General features: G+C 67.0%; 16 protein-coding genes. 6 read left to right on the top strand and 10 right to left on the bottom strand.

Annotation, left to right across the window (positions count from 1 at the left end; genetic code table 11):
- Positions 1–59: 59 nt before the first annotated feature.
- From BXU08_RS12890 to BXU08_RS12880, 3 genes are read left to right on the top strand one after another with little or no spacing between them, the layout of a single operon-like run.
- Positions 60–860, top strand: a complete 801-nt coding sequence (locus BXU08_RS12890; RefSeq protein WP_253190367.1) for a fimbria/pilus periplasmic chaperone — start codon at positions 60–62, stop codon at positions 858–860.
- Positions 857–3,496: a hypothetical protein gene (locus BXU08_RS12885; RefSeq protein WP_253190366.1), complete on the top strand. Its 2,640-nt coding sequence runs from the start codon at positions 857–859 to the stop codon at positions 3,494–3,496. The genes BXU08_RS12890 and BXU08_RS12885 overlap by 4 nt, the downstream gene beginning before the upstream one ends.
- Positions 3,497–3,503: 7 nt before the next feature.
- Positions 3,504–4,427: a hypothetical protein gene (locus tag BXU08_RS12880; RefSeq protein ID WP_077510426.1), complete on the top strand. Its 924-nt coding sequence runs from the start codon at positions 3,504–3,506 to the stop codon at positions 4,425–4,427.
- Between the two features lie 250 nt (positions 4,428–4,677).
- On the opposite strand, the gene BXU08_RS12875 is transcribed toward BXU08_RS12880, so the two are convergent.
- Both BXU08_RS12875 and tgt read right to left on the bottom strand, forming a co-directional pair.
- Positions 4,678–5,649 (bottom strand): cell wall hydrolase, encoded by a 972-nt coding sequence (locus BXU08_RS12875; RefSeq protein ID WP_253190365.1) that lies wholly within the window; start codon positions 5,647–5,649, stop codon positions 4,678–4,680.
- Between the two features lie 116 nt (positions 5,650–5,765).
- Entirely contained in the window at positions 5,766–6,899 is a 1,134-nt protein-coding gene (gene tgt / locus BXU08_RS12870) for a tRNA guanosine(34) transglycosylase Tgt (RefSeq protein WP_077512366.1), read from the bottom strand.
- A gap of 158 nt (positions 6,900–7,057) precedes the next feature.
- Between tgt and BXU08_RS20360 the strand changes: the two genes are divergently transcribed.
- Positions 7,058–7,678: a hypothetical protein gene (locus tag BXU08_RS20360; RefSeq protein ID WP_253190364.1), complete on the top strand. Its 621-nt coding sequence runs from the start codon at positions 7,058–7,060 to the stop codon at positions 7,676–7,678.
- A gap of 3 nt (positions 7,679–7,681) precedes the next feature.
- Here BXU08_RS20360 and BXU08_RS12860 read toward each other — a convergent pair whose 3' ends face one another.
- From BXU08_RS12860 to BXU08_RS12825, 8 genes are all read right to left on the bottom strand, one after another.
- Positions 7,682–8,365: an HAD-IA family hydrolase gene (locus BXU08_RS12860; RefSeq protein ID WP_077510424.1), complete on the bottom strand. Its 684-nt coding sequence runs from the start codon at positions 8,363–8,365 to the stop codon at positions 7,682–7,684.
- Complete coding sequence (locus BXU08_RS12855) at positions 8,358–9,275, bottom strand: cation diffusion facilitator family transporter (protein WP_077510423.1); 918 nt, start codon at positions 9,273–9,275, stop codon at positions 8,358–8,360. Before BXU08_RS12855 ends, BXU08_RS12860 begins: the two co-directional genes overlap by 8 nt.
- A 41-nt stretch (positions 9,276–9,316) precedes the next feature.
- A complete protein-coding gene (locus BXU08_RS12850) occupies positions 9,317–9,826 on the bottom strand; it encodes an EF-hand domain-containing protein (protein WP_077510422.1) in 510 nt (169 codons plus the stop codon).
- Between the two features lie 13 nt (positions 9,827–9,839).
- Positions 9,840–10,865 (bottom strand): tRNA preQ1(34) S-adenosylmethionine ribosyltransferase-isomerase QueA, encoded by a 1,026-nt coding sequence (gene queA, locus BXU08_RS12845; RefSeq protein ID WP_077510421.1) that lies wholly within the window; start codon positions 10,863–10,865, stop codon positions 9,840–9,842.
- Positions 10,866–11,561: a peptidylprolyl isomerase gene (locus BXU08_RS12840; protein ID WP_077512362.1), complete on the bottom strand. Its 696-nt coding sequence runs from the start codon at positions 11,559–11,561 to the stop codon at positions 10,866–10,868.
- Positions 11,562–11,645: 84 nt separating this feature from the next.
- Positions 11,646–12,146, bottom strand: coding sequence for a pantetheine-phosphate adenylyltransferase (coaD, locus tag BXU08_RS12835; protein ID WP_171982608.1), 501 nt, complete (start codon positions 12,144–12,146; stop codon positions 11,646–11,648).
- A gap of 2 nt (positions 12,147–12,148) precedes the next feature.
- Entirely contained in the window at positions 12,149–13,057 is a 909-nt protein-coding gene (locus BXU08_RS12830) for a polyprenyl synthetase family protein (RefSeq protein ID WP_077510419.1), read from the bottom strand.
- 5 nt (positions 13,058–13,062) lie between these two features.
- Positions 13,063–13,308, bottom strand: a complete 246-nt coding sequence (locus BXU08_RS12825) for an exodeoxyribonuclease VII small subunit (RefSeq protein WP_077510418.1) — start codon at positions 13,306–13,308, stop codon at positions 13,063–13,065.
- 82 nt (positions 13,309–13,390) lie between these two features.
- On the opposite strand from BXU08_RS12825, the gene BXU08_RS12820 reads away from it, so the two are divergent.
- Both BXU08_RS12820 and BXU08_RS12815 read left to right on the top strand, forming a co-directional pair.
- Positions 13,391–14,770: an NAD-dependent succinate-semialdehyde dehydrogenase gene (locus BXU08_RS12820; protein ID WP_077510417.1), complete on the top strand. Its 1,380-nt coding sequence runs from the start codon at positions 13,391–13,393 to the stop codon at positions 14,768–14,770.
- Positions 14,771–14,916: 146 nt separating this feature from the next.
- Entirely contained in the window at positions 14,917–16,287 is a 1,371-nt protein-coding gene (locus tag BXU08_RS12815; protein ID WP_077510416.1) for a protein arginine N-methyltransferase, read from the top strand.
- Positions 16,288–16,362: the final 75 nt, after the last annotated feature.

Below are 16,362 nucleotides of genomic sequence, written 5' to 3'. Positions count from 1 at the left end.
GTATTGCGTAAGAATGCGCGCGTAGTCCGCGCGCAGTCATAGGGGTGGGGGCCTCGCCAGTGTTCAGCAACTTCCAGCGGACTGCCGTCCGCTCGGCCTTTGTCGCGACCGCGCTCGTCGCCGGCGCCGCCTCGGTCTATGCGATGCGCGTCTCGCCGATGATCGTCGAGATGACCACGACCGGCAGCGATGCCGTGGCGCGCGTCGAAGTGCAGAATCTCAATGCCGGCAAGTTGCCGTTCGAGACTCGTATCACCCGCCTGAGCTTCGACGAGAACGGTGTCCCCAGCGAGACGCCCGCCGATGCCGACTTCATCGTCTTTCCGCCCCAGGGCATGCTGCCGCAGGGCGCGCGCCAGGTGGTTCGCCTGCAATGGGTCGGCGGTGCCGATATCCCGACCTCGCAGGCTTATTATCTCTCGATCAATCAGCTGCCGATTCCGGTGGACCAGACCGCAGGCGCGCAGGCCGCGCAGGTGCAGGTCGTCTATCACATGAAGGCGCTGGTCGTGGTCGCCCCGCCGAACGCGCAGCCCAATGTAGCCGCCACCGCAGTCAAGACCATCGACTATCAGCCGCCCGCGGCGAAGCAGGGCGATCCGCTGCCGCCGACCGTGCCGGGCGTCGAGATCACCATGAAGAACACCGGCCGTCGCCACGCGATGATGTCGGCGCTCAAATGGGTGCTCGAAGGCAAGGATGTTGCCGGCAAGTCGATGCGGATCCTGATTTCCGAAGAAGATCTCAATCGCGTCGTCGGCAGCGGCTATGTCCCCGGCGGCGGGGGCACGCGCATCTTCCGCGTGCCGCTGGTAAAGGCGTTCGGACCAGGCCCGATCACCGTCAAGTTCGTGAAATGAACCGATCCAGGCTGCTCAGCGCCACGGCGTGGTTCTGCCTGACCAGCGGTACAGCGGCGGCCCAGGTCTCGGTCCCGCTGCCGCGGACTCAGCCGGGCACGCCGCCTCAGACGGTGCCGCTGCCGACGCAATCGCCGACGCCGCCGCAGCAATCGACGTCGGTGCCGCTGCCCGGCGGCGCCAAGCCCGACATCGACGCGCTGCCGACGGTCGGTCAGACGGGCACGTCGAGCCTGCCGATCGGCAAATTTGGCCGGCCGGACATCAATCCGTACGACCGCGATCTCGACATGACCGTTCCGCTGCTGTTCAAGCAGCGCGCGCTGGGCGACATGCCGGTACGGCTGACCTATGACGACCGGCTCCAGGCCGAGCGCAAGCCGTTCGAGGCTCTGATCGGGCCGTTGCTCAACCAGGAAGCTCGCGACCGGCTGCTCAAGGCCGCGGCCGGCAAGGACCGGCTCGAATCGGACGATCTCAAGCCACTGGGCATTTCGTTCGAATATGATCCGAGCAGCCTCGCCGTGGTCGTGCTCACCATCGATCCGTCGAACCGCGCGCTCGAGCAGCTCTTCTCGCCGCCCAATCCGGGCGACGAGAATATCGATCTGGTGCCCGCCGGGTTCGCCGCGTTCCTGAATATCAACGCGTATTATGCGCGCTCGTGGAACAGCAGCTTCAACAGCCCGCCTTCGGTCGCGCTCAACGGCGCGATGCGCTATGGCGGGATCGTCCTCGAAGCCGACGGCCAGTTCGGAAATCAGGGCTTTGGCGGCGGCGCCTATCGCTTCGATCGCAACTATGCGCGCTTCGTCTATGACGAGCCCGCCGATTACCGCCGCTGGTTCATCGGCGATCTGACGCCCGAGGTTCGCGGCCAGCAGGGCTATGTCCAGATGGGCGGCGTCGGCGTCAGCCGCCAGCGCCAGCGCTTCGATCCGTATCGGTCGTCGGTGCTGCAGGGCAATCGCCAGCTGGTGCTCCAGCGCGACGCCAGCGTGCGGATCCTGCGCAACGGCGTGCTCTATCGCGAGCTTCGGCTCGATGCGGGCTCGTATGATTTCAGCTCGCTGCCGCTGCTGGCGGGCAGCAACGACGTCCAGATCGAAGTGCGCGACAATTCGGGATCGGTCCAGTCGATCGCGTACAGCCAGTATCTCGATCCGATCGATCTGATGCCCGGCGACTTCGAATATGCCGCCTATATCGGCCCGACGAGCAACAATTTCGGCCGTTCGCCGGTCTACAACGGGCCGGTCGCGTTTTCGGGCTTCTTCCGCAAGGCGTTCGTCGATGCGCCGGCGGTCGGAGTCGGGCTGCAGGCGAGCGCGCAGGTCCAGACGCTGACCGGGCAGACCCAGTTCGTGCTGGGCGGCGGATCGCGGCTGCTGCTCGATGGCGGCCTCAGCCATTCGCGCGACGTGGGCGAAGGCTATTCCGCGGGCATCGGCCTCGACCAACTGATCGATCGCGGCGGGCTGGTCGATTCGGCGAGCATCCGCGCTGACTATCTGTCGCGCCACTATGCCTTCCTGTCGTCGCCCGAGGCGGATAATTCGAGCTCGATCTCGATCAGCGGCCAATATACCCGCCAGATCGACCGTCGCCTCTCCGCACTGATCACCGGCAGCTACCTCAAGAGCCGCAACCGCAACGACAGCTACCGGATCGGCGTCTCGGGCAATTATTATTTCGATCGCCGGGTCAGCGTCCGCGCCGGCGTCGAATATTCTAAGTTCGACAGCAGCATCGGTCGCGGCCGGGGCATCGGCTTCAACATCGCACTGGTGTTCCAGCCGACCTTCCGCGATCGCTTCGAGGCGCGGCACGAGAGCAGCACCGACACGAGCTCGCTGTCGTACCTGCACGCCTCGTCGAACCGGATCGGCAGCTTCGGCTATGGCGCAGTCGCGACGCGCGACGAGCGCACCGTCGCCGGCCAGGGCTTTGTCGATTATATCGCCAACCGCTTCGATGCGACGGTCAGCCATTCGAGCTACGGCCCCAACCTTGGCGGGTTCGGCCAGGTCAATGTCTCGTCGGTGCGCGTCGGCACGTCGATCGCGTTCGCCGATGGCGTCGTCGGTGTCGGGCGCCGCGTGAACGACAGCTTCGCGCTGCTCTATCCGCACAAGAACCTGAAGGGGCACAGCGTCGTCGCCGGCCAGTCGCTGGTCAGCAGCGACTATATGAGCAAGAGCGGCACCTTCGGCGCGGCGGTCAACGGCTATCTCAACAGCTACGTCAACCAGCCGATCCAGTACGATGTCGAGAACCCGCCGGTCGGCTATGACATCGGTGCTGGCACGGCGCGGGTAAACCCGCCCTATCACAGCGGCTACAAGCTCAAGATCGGCACCGACGCGTTCGTCAGCGCGGCAGGCGTGCTGGCCTTCCCGGACGGCAAGCCGGTGGCGCTGGCAGGCGGCCGCGTGATTGCCAAGGACGGCAAGGACAAGGAGCCGTTGCCGTTCTTCACCAATTCGGTGGGGCGTTTCGCGATCCAGAACCTGCGGCCCGCAGTCGATTATCGCGTCGAACTCGGCGCCGGCCCGACGGTGTTCGAGTTCAAGGTGCCGGCCGATACCACTGGTCTGGTCGATCTTAAGACTATAGTGCTGAAGCCGGCGAATTGAGGTGACAATGAAGACCCTGATTTCGGCCTCTCTGGCAACCGCCGCGGCGCTGGCTTCGGCCGGCCCCGCCTGGTCCCAAACCGCATCGCTGGCGGCACGTTCGGAGTGCGCGCTGCGCATCGAGGGCGGCGTCACCAACTGGGTCATCCAGGGCTATGATCCCTTCGCGACCAACGTGCCGATCGCGACCTATGACGTGGTGTTCAACAATGAGGGCGGCGCGGCGTGCACCTTCGACCCCGTCTTCGTCGTCGATCAGGAGCCGTTCGGCCTGGCGCCCGACGGCCGGCAGGGCCGCGTTCCCTATACGCTGCTCGACCAGTTCTCGAACAGCAACGCGACGCCCACCTCGGGACGGACGATCGCGCGCGCGACGCAGCGCGCGGTGGTGGTTCAGCCGCACAGCCAGCAGCTGGTGCGCTTCCAGTTCGCCGTGAACGAGGACGGGCTGGTCAATGACGGGCTGTACAGCCAGCGCGTGATGCTGGTCGCCGAACAGAAGGGCCGCGGCAATCTGCTTGCGTCGCGCGCGTTCGTGCTCGGCGTCAACGTGCTGCCGTCGGCGGTGCTCGGGCTTTCGGGCCAGTATCGCCGTAACGGCGGCCAGGCGCTGGTCGATCTGGGCGAGCTGAGCGAAGGCATTGCCAAGGTGCCGCTCAACATGACCGTGGCGAGCACGCGCGCGTATCGGCTTGAATTCGTTTCCAAGAACAATGGCCAGCTTCGGATGGCCGATTCGAACTGGAGCGTGCCGTATCAGCTCATGATCGGCGAAAAGACGCTCTCGCTCGGCTCGACCGCAAACTACACCTCCTCCAACACCGACCCGACCCGCGAATCGCTGCCGATGCGCTTCGTGATCGGCAGCGTCGCGGGCAAGCGCGCGGGTTTGTACAGCGATCTCATCACCGTATCGATTGCGCCGCGATGATGGGTTGAGCGTATCGCGCGCCGGCGGCCGACCAGCCAGCAAGGTGCGCAACGTTCGAGGCGAAGCCGGGGGACTTCGCACATCACACAGGTTTTCCGACAGCTGCCGCGTCATCTCCCCCCGGATGACCCGAGCGCGGCAGCGCGGGCGCTCTCTTGCCTCACCGCAGTGAGAGCGCCCGCTTACTCTTAGGGTCGTCAGGTTAACGGTAGCTTGACGCTCGGACCTACCGGTCCTCGGCGCTGATTGCTCAGCGCAGCGGCTTGCCGCTGTCCTTCCACTTGTCGAGGATCTGCGAGTCGGCGTCCGATGCGGTGTAGCTCGCAGTCGGCGTGCCGCTCTGGACATAGGCGGGCTGGACTGCCTCGCGGCCGGTCGGGACGGGCTGGGCCGCGGCCTGTGGGAGCGCTGGAGCCGCCGCCGCGACCGTCGTCGCGCTGGCGTGCGGTGCCGGAAGCGGTTCGCCGCCCAGATAGGCCTGGCGGAACGCCGCGGCCATGCCCCACCAGCCCTTCCAGCGGTGGAAGAAATGCGCGCCGTAGACGCCGGTCATCACTAGGCTGCGGTTCCACGATGGCGTGACCGCATAGGTGTGATAATGCGTCGCCATGCCGACGGGGGCGAACACGCTGCCGGCAAGGGCGGACTCGGCGACGCGCGCGGCGCGTGCCCATGCGGTGCGCGACGGGATGCGCGCCATCGCGCCGTCACAGGCGAAGCTGAACTGGCAGCCGCGCTTCTCCGAGCCCTGGAACACCACGCCGCAGACGGTGGCGGGGAAGGCGGGATGGCGGACGCGATTGAGCACGACCTGCGCGACGGCGCGCTGGCCGTCATCGGGTTCGCTTGCCGCTTCATAGTAAATCGCGGTGGTCAGGCACTGCAGCGCCCGGGCATTATCGATTGCAGTGCCGGCGACGCGAAACGGCACGGCGGGCTGGATCGAGGAATCGATCACGGCATTTGCGGGCACCGGCATCTCGGGAAGCGCGATCGTGCCGGTGGTGCCGGTCGCTGCGCCGGCTTCGTCGGAGACTGCCGTGTAATAGGCCGCGCCGGGGAAGTGATCGTCGGCTTCATAGCCGGCGAGCGCCGGCTTGTCGGACCTGGTCTCAGGTTCGGGGCTCAGCGCCTGCGCCGAGAAGCCTGCGCCGACCAGCGATACGATCGCCGCCGTCGCCAGCCCGCGCGCCTGCATCCGAGTAAACCGCCGCCAGAACAATATCGCTGCCCCATGGAGCCCCGACGGCTCCGATCGGCAGTCCATATATCGCGAAACGTTAAACGATGCGCCCGTCGATTCCGGGCAGTCCCGCGACGAAACAGAAGATGGTTAAGCTAAGCCTTGGGCGCGGTGCGATAGTCGCGGCGGAAGTCGTTCGCGAAGGCGCTCAGCCGGGATTCGCCGATCGCCGCGCGCAGATCGGCCATGAGCTGCTGGTAAAACCAGAGATTATGCTCGGTCATCAGCATCGCGCCGAGGATTTCGCCGGCGCGGACGAGATGGTGGATATAGGCGCGGCTCCAGCCCGTGCAGGTCGGGCAGGCGCAGGCGGGATCGAGGGGGCCGTCGTCCTCGGCGAATTTTGCGTTGCGGATGTTGATCGGGCCGGTGCGAGTGAAGGCCTGGCCGGTGCGGCCGCTCCGCGTGGGGAGGACGCAATCGAACATGTCAACACCGCGCTCGACGGCGCCGACGATGTCGTCGGGCTTGCCGACGCCCATCAGATAGCGCGGTTTGGCCACATCGAGCTGGCCGGGGGCGTAGTCGAGCACGCCGAACATCGCCTCCTGGCCTTCGCCGACCGCGAGGCCGCCGATCGCATACCCATCGAAGCCGATGTCGAGCAATGCATCGGCGCTGGACTTGCGGAAGCTTTGGTCAAGCGCGCCTTGCTGAATGCCGAACAGCGCGTTGTTCGCGGCATGCTCTCCGCCCGCGTCGAAGCCGGCGCGGCTTCGCTTCGCCCAGCGCATCGATCGCTCCATCGCCGCGGCCTGGACGTCGCGAGTGGAGGTGGTAGGGACGAGTTCGTCGAACGCCATGACGATGTTCGAGCCAAGCAGCCGCTGGATCTCCATCGAGCGTTCGGGGCTGAGCATATGCCGCGAGCCGTCGAGGTGCGACTTGAAGACAATGCCTTCCTCGCTGCGCTTGGTCAGCTCGGACAGGCTCATCACCTGATAGCCGCCCGAATCGGTGAGGATCGGGCGGTCCCAGCCCATGAACTTGTGCAGCCCGCCGAGCTTGTGGACGCGCTCGGCGGTGGGGCGGAGCATCAGGTGATAGGTGTTGCCGAGCAATATGTCGGCGCCCGAGGCGCGGACGTCCTGCGGCTTGACGGCCTTGACCGTGGCGGCGGTGCCGACGGGCATGAAGGCGGGGGTGCGGATCTCGCCGCGCTGCATCGCGATTGTGCCGAGACGCGCCTTGCCGTCGGTGGCATGGATGGTGAACTGGAAGCGGGGCATGAACATTGCCTTGGCGCGAGTGGCGGGCGGAGTCTACTCCCTCTCCCGTTGTGGGAGTGGAAGGGTGAGGGGGCATGAGTCTCACTCCCCCTCACCCTTCCGCCGACTAAAGTCGGTTCCCTCCCTCTCCACAACGGGAAAGGGATCTGGAGTAACGCATGCCGAACGAGACGACCGACAAGCTCCGGGAGATGGCGGCGCATCGTGGGCTCAGCCTGCTCAGTTCGCGGCGGCGCAAGCCGGGCGGCGACTTCGGCAAATACGGGTTGAACGATGCGCAGGGCGCGGCGGTGTTCGGCATCGGAGAGGACGGCCTCACCGCCAGCGCCGAAGCGATCGAGGACTACCTGCGCGGCGCGGCCAGCAACGCGTGGAGCAAGTCGGCGGGCTCGGTCAAGGCGCGGCCGAAGCTCAAGGTTGCGCCCGCGCCGAAACCCAGGCCCAAGCCGCGATTCAAGGTGAAGGTCGCCAATCTTCTGGCGAAGCTGCCCGCGGCAGAGCGCGCCGAGGCATTCAGCGAAGTGCTGGCGCGCCCGGGCATCCGGATCGAGCGGATCGTCTCGCGCGGGCAGGCGACGCCGCAGGACGAACCGATGGTGCAGGAGCAGGACGAATGGGTGCTGCTGCTGGAGGGTGCGGCGGGGCTGCGGATCGAAGATTCGGCTGAGGTCGCGCTCGCGCCGGGCGATCATGTGTGGATCGGGGGCGGGCAGGCGCATTGGGTGACATGGACGGCAAAGGACCGCGCCACCGTGTGGCTGGCGGTGCATCTCGATTGAGCGCTAGGGCCGGTGTGCGGCGATATAGTCGAGAATGTCCTGCGGCTCGCGGAACAGCGCATCGGGCTCGAGCGCGCCCAGCGCGGTCTCGCTGGCATAGCCCCACAGCACCGATCCGGCGCGCATCCCCACTTCGCGCGCGGCATCGACATCGCGGGTCTCGTCGCCGATCGCCAGCGCCTGCGCGGCGGGGATGCCCATCTTCTTGAGGACGCGGCGGAACTTGGGCGCCTTGCCGAACAGCGAGGAGCCGCAGGCATAGAAATCGATCCGCGCGGCATGTCCGTCGCCGAGGATCTTGCGCGCATTGGCTTCGGAATTCGACGTCACCAGTGCGATCTTAACGCCGGTGTCGGCCAGCCGCTCCAACAGATCGGGCGTGCCCGGGAAGAGTTCGATCTGATGCGCGTTCAGGCCGACCAGCTTACGCAGGTGGCGCGCGATCAGCGGCATCTTCCAGCGCGAGATGCCGAGAAAATCGATCACTTCGCGCGAGCTCTTGTGGCGCAGCATCTCGACCTGGTCGGGCGCGACGGTACGGAAGCGGAAGCGCCGGGCAAGTTGATCGACGACCGACAGGAACCAGTCGCCGCTGTCGGACAGCGTGCCGTCGAAATCGAAGATCACCAGCCGGATCGGGGCGGCCCGTGCAATCGGTGAGGCCTGGGCGGATGCCGTATCAGCCATGGGCGTGCCCGTGCATCCGGCACTCGGCGCCGTCGCCCAATTCGATCTGGACAGTGGCGTGGTCGATGCGGAAATCATGCGCGAGGCGATGCTGGAGGTCCCTGAGAAAGGCATCGCCGGGGTGGCCGCCCGGCATGACGAGGTGCGCAGTGAGCGCGGCCTCGGTGGTGCTCATCGGCCAGATATGGAGATCGTGTACCCGCGCCACGCCGGGCAGGCGGGCCAGCGTGGTCCGCACGGCATCGGCGTCGATCCCGTCGGGTACGGCCTGAAGCACCATAGTGAGCGATTCGCGCGCCAGGCCCCAGGTGCTCCACAGGATTACCGCGACGATCACCAGGCTGATCGCTGGATCGATCCATTCGGAGCCGGTCCACAGGATCAGCGCGCCTCCGATCACCACGCCAGCCGAGACCGCGGCGTCGGCGGCCATGTGCAGATAGGCGCCGCGGATGTTGATGTCGTTCTTGCGGCCGCGCGCGAACAGCAGCGCCGTGGAGAGGTTCACGACGATGCCTGCGGCGGCGACGATCATCACCGTGGTCCCCTCGATCGCCGGGGGATCGGAGAAGCGCCCGGCCGCTTCCCAGGCGATCGCGCCGACCGCGACGAGCAGCAGCACCGAATTCGTCAGCGCGGCCAGGATCGAGCTGCTGCGCAGGCCATAGGTGAAGCGCTTCGACGCAGGGCGCTTGGCGAGCTCGACTGCCGCCCAGGCGACGAGCAGCCCGAGCACGTCGGAGAGATTGTGGCCTGCATCGGCGAGCAGCGCGACCGAATCGGTGAGAAACCCCGCAGCGCCTTCGATCAAGACGAAGCCGACGTTGAGGACCGTGCCGATCGCGAAGGCGCGGCCGAAATCGGCCGGCGCGTGCGCGTGAAGATGATCGTGGTCGTGATGTCCGGCCATGTCTGCCGTTTAACCGCGCATGCGCCTGAGATGCTAGACGTTCAGTTGCGCGGTGCCGCGGGGGCCGTGTCGCGGCCGCGGCGGCGCGGGTCACCGAACATCTGCGGCCTGACGGTCAGCAGCTCGTTGCGCGTGATCGTGCCGTCCTTGTTGGTGTCGAAGCGATCGAACAGCAGCACGAAACGCGCGGCGAGCTCGGCATAGGTGATGCGGTTATCGCCGTCGCGATCGGTCTCGAACGGACTGGGCAGGGTGTTGCGGTCGCCCAGCCAGCGCTCCGACCAGTCGGAAAAGGCGATGTAGCCGAGCGCGCCGGTCTTGCGGGTATCGACGCTGTCGAAGCTCTGGCGCAGCCCGGCTTCGAACTCGGCGCGAGAGACCTTCGCATCGCCATCGCGATCGAACGCGGCGATCATCACTGCGACGGGTTCGGCTGCTAGGGTAGGTGTAGGCTGGGCGCGGGCGGCCGGGACGGCCGGAACCACGGGTGGCGCCTGCTGCGCCAGCGCGGGCGTGGCGACGAAAGCGGCGAGCAGCAGAAACAGGCGCATCCTTGTCCTTCCGTCAGGGCAGCAACAGGCTGGCGTCGCCATAGCTGTAGAAGCGATAGTCGGCGGCAATCGCATGGGCATAGGCCGCCTGCATGCGCTCGCGCCCCATCAGCGCCGATACCAGCATGAACAAGGTCGAGCGTGGCAAGTGAAAATTGGTGACGAGCCCGTCGATGCCCCTGAACCGGTAGCCCGGGGTGATGAAGATCGCGGTGTCGCCGTCGAACGGCCGGATGACGCCGTCCTCGCCCGCGGCGCTTTCGATCAGGCGCAGACTGGTGGTGCCGACCGCGATCACCCGCCCGCCCGCGGCACGAACCGCGTTGAGCCGGTCGGCAGTGGCGGCGTCGATGCGGCCCCATTCCGCGTGCATCTTGTGGTCGGCAGTATCCTCCGCCTTCACCGGCAGGAAGGTGCCCGCGCCGACGTGCAGCGTCAGCGTGGTGTGGCCGATGCCGGCGGCGTCGAGCGCGGCGAGCAGTTCGGGCGTGAAATGCAGCGCAGCAGTGGGCGCGGCGACGGCGCCGGGCCGGCTGGCGAACATCGTCTGGTAATCGTCGGCATCGCGCGCATCGGTGGGGCGCTTCGAGGCGATATAGGGCGGGAGCGGCATCCGGCCGCAGCGTTCGAGGAGCAGCTCCACCGGCTCCTCGCCGGCGAAGTCGAGCACGAAGCTGCCATCCCCGGCGCGGTCCGACGCCAGCGCAGTCACGCCCTGGCCGAAATCGACGCTCTCGCCTTCGCGCAGCTTCTTGGCATTGCGGATGAAGGCGCGCCAGCGGCGCGGCCCCTCCCGCTTATGCAGCGTCGCGCCGATGCGCGCCTCGCCGCGAAGCCCCTCGAGCTGCGCGGGGATGACGCGGGTGTCGTTGAACACGAGCAGGTCGCCGCTGTGCAGGAACGAGGGCAGGTTGCCGACCGAAGCATCGTGCGTGCCGGCCCGATCGAGCACCAGCAGGCGCGCGGAATCGCGCGGCGCCGCGGGGCGCAGCGCGATCCGTTCGGACGGCAGCTCGAAATCGAAAAGATCGACCTTCACTTATTGCGGCAGCGTGACCTTGGTCTCGCCCTCCGGAAGCGCGGGCGCGACGACCGGGGCCGGCTGATACGCCGGAGGATTGTCGGCGGCGATATAGGCGTGGACGATGCGGGTCGGGGATGCGGGCGGCTCGCCGCGCTCGATCTTATCGACCCATTGCATGCCCTCCGAGACGCGGCCGAACACGGTATAGTCATGGTCGAAGCCGAGGCGCGGGCCGAACATGATGAAGAACTGGCTGTTGGCGCTGTCCGGTTCCTTGGTACGCGCCGCCGAGACCGCGCCGCGGACGTGCGGCAGGTTGTTGAACTCGGCAGGAACGTCGGGAAGGTCGGATTCGCCGCCGCCGGTGCCGGTCGGGTCGCCGCCCTGCGCCATGTTCTCCGAACCGTCGATCACGCGGTGGAAGATGACGCCGTCATAGAATTTGCGGCGAGTGAGCGTCTTGACCTGCGCGACCATCTTGGGCGCGACATCGGGGCGCAGGCGGATAGTGACGCGGCCGCCCGAAGACAGATCGAGGATCCAGGTATTCTCGGGATCCGCGGCAACAGCAGTTGCGATCGCAGCCTTGGGATCGGCGGCGACGCCCTTGAACGTCTCGATTTCGGGCTTGGCGGCAGGGCCCTTCTGCGCGGCGGCGGGCATGGCAATCAACATGGCGGCAGCAGCGGCCAGGGCGGCAACGAAACGCATCAACATCCCCACTCGGATTCTTCTTGTCGGGCAACGGTCTAGAGCAAAGGTGTGGCGGCGAAAAGGCAGCGTTTCCGCCGGTGCTCAGGACCCCTTGCGGCCGATCTCCGAGACGCGGCGGGCGACATCGGCCTCGACTGCGGCGCTGACGAACTTGTGGATCGCGCCGCCATAGAGCGCGATTTCCTTGACCAAGCGGCTGGCGATCGGCTGGAGCGACACATCGGCCATCAGGAACACCGTCTCGATGCGGTGGTTGAGCTGCTGGTTCATCCCCGCCATCTGATATTCATACTCGAAATCGGCGACGGCGCGCAGGCCGCGGACGATCATGCTGGCGCCCGAGCGCTCGGCGAAGTCCATCAGCAGCGAATCGAAGCTGACGACACGGATGTCGCCTTCGATGTCGGCGGTCTCGCGCTTCACCATCTCCATCCGCTCTTCGATGCTGAACATCGGCGACTTGGACGGATTGGTGGTCACCCCGATCACCAGCCGGTCGACCAGCTTCGCGCCGCGGCGGATGATGTCCATATGGCCGCGGGTGATCGGATCAAAGGTGCCGGGGTAGACGCCGGTGCGGATGGTCATCGGTCTCTCTCCAGCGTGTAGCGGGCGATGTCGCGCAGCAGGTCCGCCTCGGCGCCATAGGGCTTGAGGTGGGCGATCGCCTGATCGACGAGCAGGCGTGCCTGTTCGCGGGCGCGATCGAGACCGAGCAGGGAGAGGAACGTCTCCTTGCCCGCCGCTTCGTCCTTGCGCAGCTTCTTGCCGGCCAGTTCCTCGTCGCCCTCGGCATCGAGGATGTCGTCGGCGATCTGGAAGGCGAGGCCGACATCGCGGGCATAGCCGCGCAGCCCGGTGCGCCCCTCTGGCGGGAGACGGCCGAGGATTGCGCCCGATTCGACTGCGCATGAGATCAGCGCGCCGGTCTTCATCGCCTGCAGCCGGGTAACGGTGGTCAGATCGTAGCTGGCCTTCTCGGCCTCCAGATCCATCATCTGCCCGCCGGCCATGCCCGCGGGTCCCGAAGCATGGGCGAGTGCGCCGACCAACTCGATGCGGACGAAAGGATCGGGATGGGTAGCTTCGGAGGCGAGCAATTCGAACGCCAATGCGTGGAGGCAATCGCCGGCCAGGATCGCCGTCGCCTCGTCGAATGCCTTATGCACCGTCGGCTTGCCGCGGCGCAAATCGTCATCGTCCATCGCGGGCAGATCGTCGTGGATCAGCGAATAGACATGAATGCATTCGAGCGCGGTAGCGACGCGGGCGATGGCCGCGCGATCGACGCCGAACAGCCCCGCAGTGCCGAACACGAGCAGCGGCCGCAGCCGCTTGCCGCCGCCGATCGCGGCGTGGCGCATCGCGCGGTACAGGCCCTGGCGGGGATCGTCGGGGATCGCCAGCAGCAGATCGAACTGGCGGTCGATCTCGGTGGAGACCTGCCGCAGCGCTGCCTGGAGCGCGAGGGACGCATCGGCCACGCCCGCCAACCCGGTCAGGCGGCCGCGAACGGCGCGGTGCCGGCGGCCCGGCCCTGCGCATCGGTGCGGATCGCCTCAATGCGCGACTGGGCGGCATCGAGCCGGGCGGCGCATTGGCGGCGGAGCTGGTCGCCGCGCTCATAGAGGTCGATCGCCTCCTGGAGCTGCGCGTCGCCGCTTTCGAGCCGCCCGACGATCCGTTCGAGTTCCTTGAGGGCGTCCTCGAACGAGAGTTCGGAGATTTGCGCTTCGTCTGCCATTCGCCCGCTATGCGGCAGGGCGGGCGGGGATTGCAACCGCCGAACCACGTCACATGTTGGGGCTGCGTTTCGAGGAGATCCCATGTTCACCAGCATCAATCCCGCGACCGGCGAGGCCGGCGAGACCTTCAAGGAGCTCGACGCGGACGGCATCGAACTGGCGCTGACGCGCGCGCAGACCTGTTACCAGTCGTGGCGTACTTCGCCGCTGGAGCAGCGCACTGCTTTGCTAGGCGCGATCGCCGACCAGTGGGAGGCGAACAAGCAGCATCTCGCCGAGATGGCGGTCAAGGAAATGGGCAAGACGATCACCGGCGCGCTCGCCGAGGTCGAGAAGTGCATTTCGGGGTTCCGGCACTATGCCGAGCGGGGTCCGGGCTATCTGGAGCCGAGCGAAGTCACGACCCCGACTGGCCGCGCGGTGGCGCGCTGGCTGCCGATGGGGCCGGTGCTGGCGGTGATGCCGTGGAATTTCCCGTACTGGCAGGTGATCCGCTTCCTCGCGCCGACGATCATGGCGGGCAATGTGGCGCTGTTGAAGCATGCGTCGAGCGTGCAGGGCTGCGCGGCGCTGATGCAGCAGCTGGCGAGCGCGGCGGGCGCGCCCGACGGACTGTTCCAGAACCTGGCGATCAAGTCCGACAAGGTTTCCGATATCATCGCCGACAAGCGCGTGGTCGCGGTGACGCTGACCGGCAGCGAAGGCGCGGGTGCCAAGGTGGCGGCGGCGGCAGGCAAGGCGCTCAAGAAAGTGGTGCTCGAGCTGGGCGGATCGGACCCGCTGATCGTGATGCCCTCGGCCGATCTCGACCTGGCGGCGAAGACTGCGGTGACTGCGCGGGTACAGAATGCCGGGCAGAGCTGCATCTGCGCCAAGCGGATGATCGTCCATGCGGAGGTGTATGACGCGTTTCTGGAGAAGTTCTCCACGGGGATGAAGGCCGTGAAGATCGGCGACCCGATGGCGAGGGACACCGGCATGGGGCCGCTTTCGAGCGAGGCGCAGCGCGACACGGTGCTGGAGCAAGTCGAGCGGGCGACGGCGGCGGGGGCGACCTTGCTGTTCGGTGCCGAGAAGATCGCGCGCGAGGGCGCGTGGATGACGCCGGGGGTACTGGTCGGGCTCGATCCGGAGAGCGACGTGGCGAAGGAGGAGATTTTCGGGCCGGTCGCGGCGGTCTACAAGGCCGACGATATCGACGCTGCGATCGCGCTGGCGAACGACGTGCCCTATGGGCTGGGCTCGGCGGTGTGGACCAACGACGAGGAAGAGATCGAGCGGTTTGCGCGGGATATCCAGTCGGGGATGACCGCAGTGAATGCGTTGCTCGCCTCGACACCGGAGGCGCCGTTCGGGGGCGTGAAGCTGTCCGGGCACGGGCGGGAGCTCGGGCCGTGGGGGATGCACGAGTTCATGAACCTGAAGGCGGTGATGTACGGCGCGGGGAAGCCGGGGGACTGAGGGCGGATCGCCGTTCCGGGCGCCAGATCGGCGAAGCTGCCTCGCGCGCGCTACCGCGGACAAGCCATGCGGAGGCTATCCCTGGCAGCGGCGATTGGCATATCGAGCAGGACGCGCCTCGACACCGATATATCAAGGACAATCACGTGACCGACCTGGCTTCCCCCGACCAGCTGACCGAGGCGCGCGCGGCGCTTGCCGAAGCGATGGCGCTGCACGAACAGGGGAATCTCGAAGGCGCCGAAGCGGGCTATCGTACGGTGCTGGCGCAGGGGTATCGCGCGGCAGAAGTGCTGCCTTTGCTGGCGGGCCTGCTCGGGAATCTCTCGCGCCCCGAAGACGCCCTCGCCGCGTGGGACCAGCTTCTCGCAATCGAGCCCGACCATGCCGTGGCGCTGCACGAACAGGGGCTCACCCTGCACTGGCTCGGCCGCACCGCCGAGGCGATCGCCACGCTCGAGCGCGCCTGCGCGATCGACCCCGACAATCCGATCGCGATCGGTAACCTGGCCGTGGTCCTGGCAGATGCCGGGCGAAACCTGGAAGCGATCCGGCACTTCCGCCGCGCGCTTTCGCTGCAGCCCGACAATCTGCACCTGCGCCATCAGGTTCGACGGCTCGGCTCGAGATCGGTGCCCTTCTGGCACATTCCGATGATGAACGACGTGCCGCGCAACGACGCGTTCGAGGCCGCCATAAAGGCCGCGATCGGCGCCGCCGGCCCAGCGGCGCGGGTGCTCGATATCGGCGCGGGCAGCGGTCTGTTGTCGCTGATGGCCGCGCGGGCCGGGGCACAAAACGTCGTGGCGTGCGAAATGGAGCCGATGATCGCCGACATGGCGCAGCAGATCGTCGCCCGGAACGGCTATGCCGATCGCATCACGGTCCACGCCAAGCCTTCGACCGAGCTCGCCATTGGCGCGGAGCTCGACGCGCCGGCGGATATCCTGGTCTCGGAAATCCTCTCGAGCGATCTACTGACGGAGAAGGTGCTCGACACGTTCGAGGACGCGCATCGCCGCCTGCTCGCGCCCGACGCGATCGTGATACCGCGCGCGGCGAGTGCGATGGGATGCCTTGTGGCGAGCGAGAACCTGGCCGGCTATTCCTTTGTCGGCGCGGTTTCGGGGTTCGATCTCTCCGCCTTCACTGCCTTCGCGCCGCAGCGCCTGCCAATCCACGGCACGATGACCGCATGGGACCGCCTGTCGGACGATCTGGAATTGGTACGCCTCGACCTGACGCAGAAGAAACATGACGCCACGCTCGCGCGGCTGCGGATAAAGGTCACCGCGAGCGGGCGTGCCATCGGCATCGTCCAGTGGATGCACATCGATCTGTGGCAAGGCGTGGCGTTCGACAACCACCCCGACCGCTACACCGATGGCGGGTGGCTACAGGTCCTGCACAGCTTTCCTGAACCGATCGATGTGGTGGCGGGCGAGACGCTCGATATCGCGGTCGGCCATGATCGGATCACGCTGATCCTGTTGCCGCTCGCCGAGGCGCGCGCGTAGCCCGCACCGGGTTCTGAACGCAAAGGCCGCCGGTCCGGTGTGCGTCCCGTCAATCCCGACGGCTCGTCCGCTGCG

The sequence above is a fragment of the Sphingomonas sp. LM7 genome (genome assembly GCF_002002925.1).
Taxonomy (GTDB): Bacteria; Pseudomonadota; Alphaproteobacteria; order Sphingomonadales; family Sphingomonadaceae; genus Sphingomonas.
This window is presented reverse-complemented; position numbering and strand designations above follow the sequence as displayed.

Excerpts from the sequence above, each read along its gene's own strand:
- BXU08_RS12885 (WP_253190366.1), top strand. The coding sequence starts at position 857 with ATGAACCGATCCAGGCTGCTCAGCGCCACGGCGTGGTTCTGCCTGACC.
- BXU08_RS12880 (WP_077510426.1), top strand. The coding sequence starts at position 3,504 with ATGAAGACCCTGATTTCGGCCTCTCTGGCAACCGCCGCGGCGCTGGCT.
- tgt (WP_077512366.1), bottom strand. The coding sequence starts at position 6,899 with ATGCCCCGCTTCCAGTTCACCATCCATGCCACCGACGGCAAGGCGCGT.
- BXU08_RS20360 (WP_253190364.1), top strand. The coding sequence starts at position 7,058 with ATGCCGAACGAGACGACCGACAAGCTCCGGGAGATGGCGGCGCATCGT.
- BXU08_RS12860 (WP_077510424.1), bottom strand. The coding sequence starts at position 8,365 with ATGGCTGATACGGCATCCGCCCAGGCCTCACCGATTGCACGGGCCGCC.
- BXU08_RS12855 (WP_077510423.1), bottom strand. The coding sequence starts at position 9,275 with ATGGCCGGACATCACGACCACGATCATCTTCACGCGCACGCGCCGGCC.
- BXU08_RS12850 (WP_077510422.1), bottom strand. The coding sequence starts at position 9,826 with ATGCGCCTGTTTCTGCTGCTCGCCGCTTTCGTCGCCACGCCCGCGCTG.
- BXU08_RS12840 (WP_077512362.1), bottom strand. The coding sequence starts at position 11,561 with ATGCGTTTCGTTGCCGCCCTGGCCGCTGCTGCCGCCATGTTGATTGCC.
- BXU08_RS12825 (WP_077510418.1), bottom strand. The coding sequence starts at position 13,308 with ATGGCAGACGAAGCGCAAATCTCCGAACTCTCGTTCGAGGACGCCCTC.
- BXU08_RS12820 (WP_077510417.1), top strand. The coding sequence starts at position 13,391 with ATGTTCACCAGCATCAATCCCGCGACCGGCGAGGCCGGCGAGACCTTC.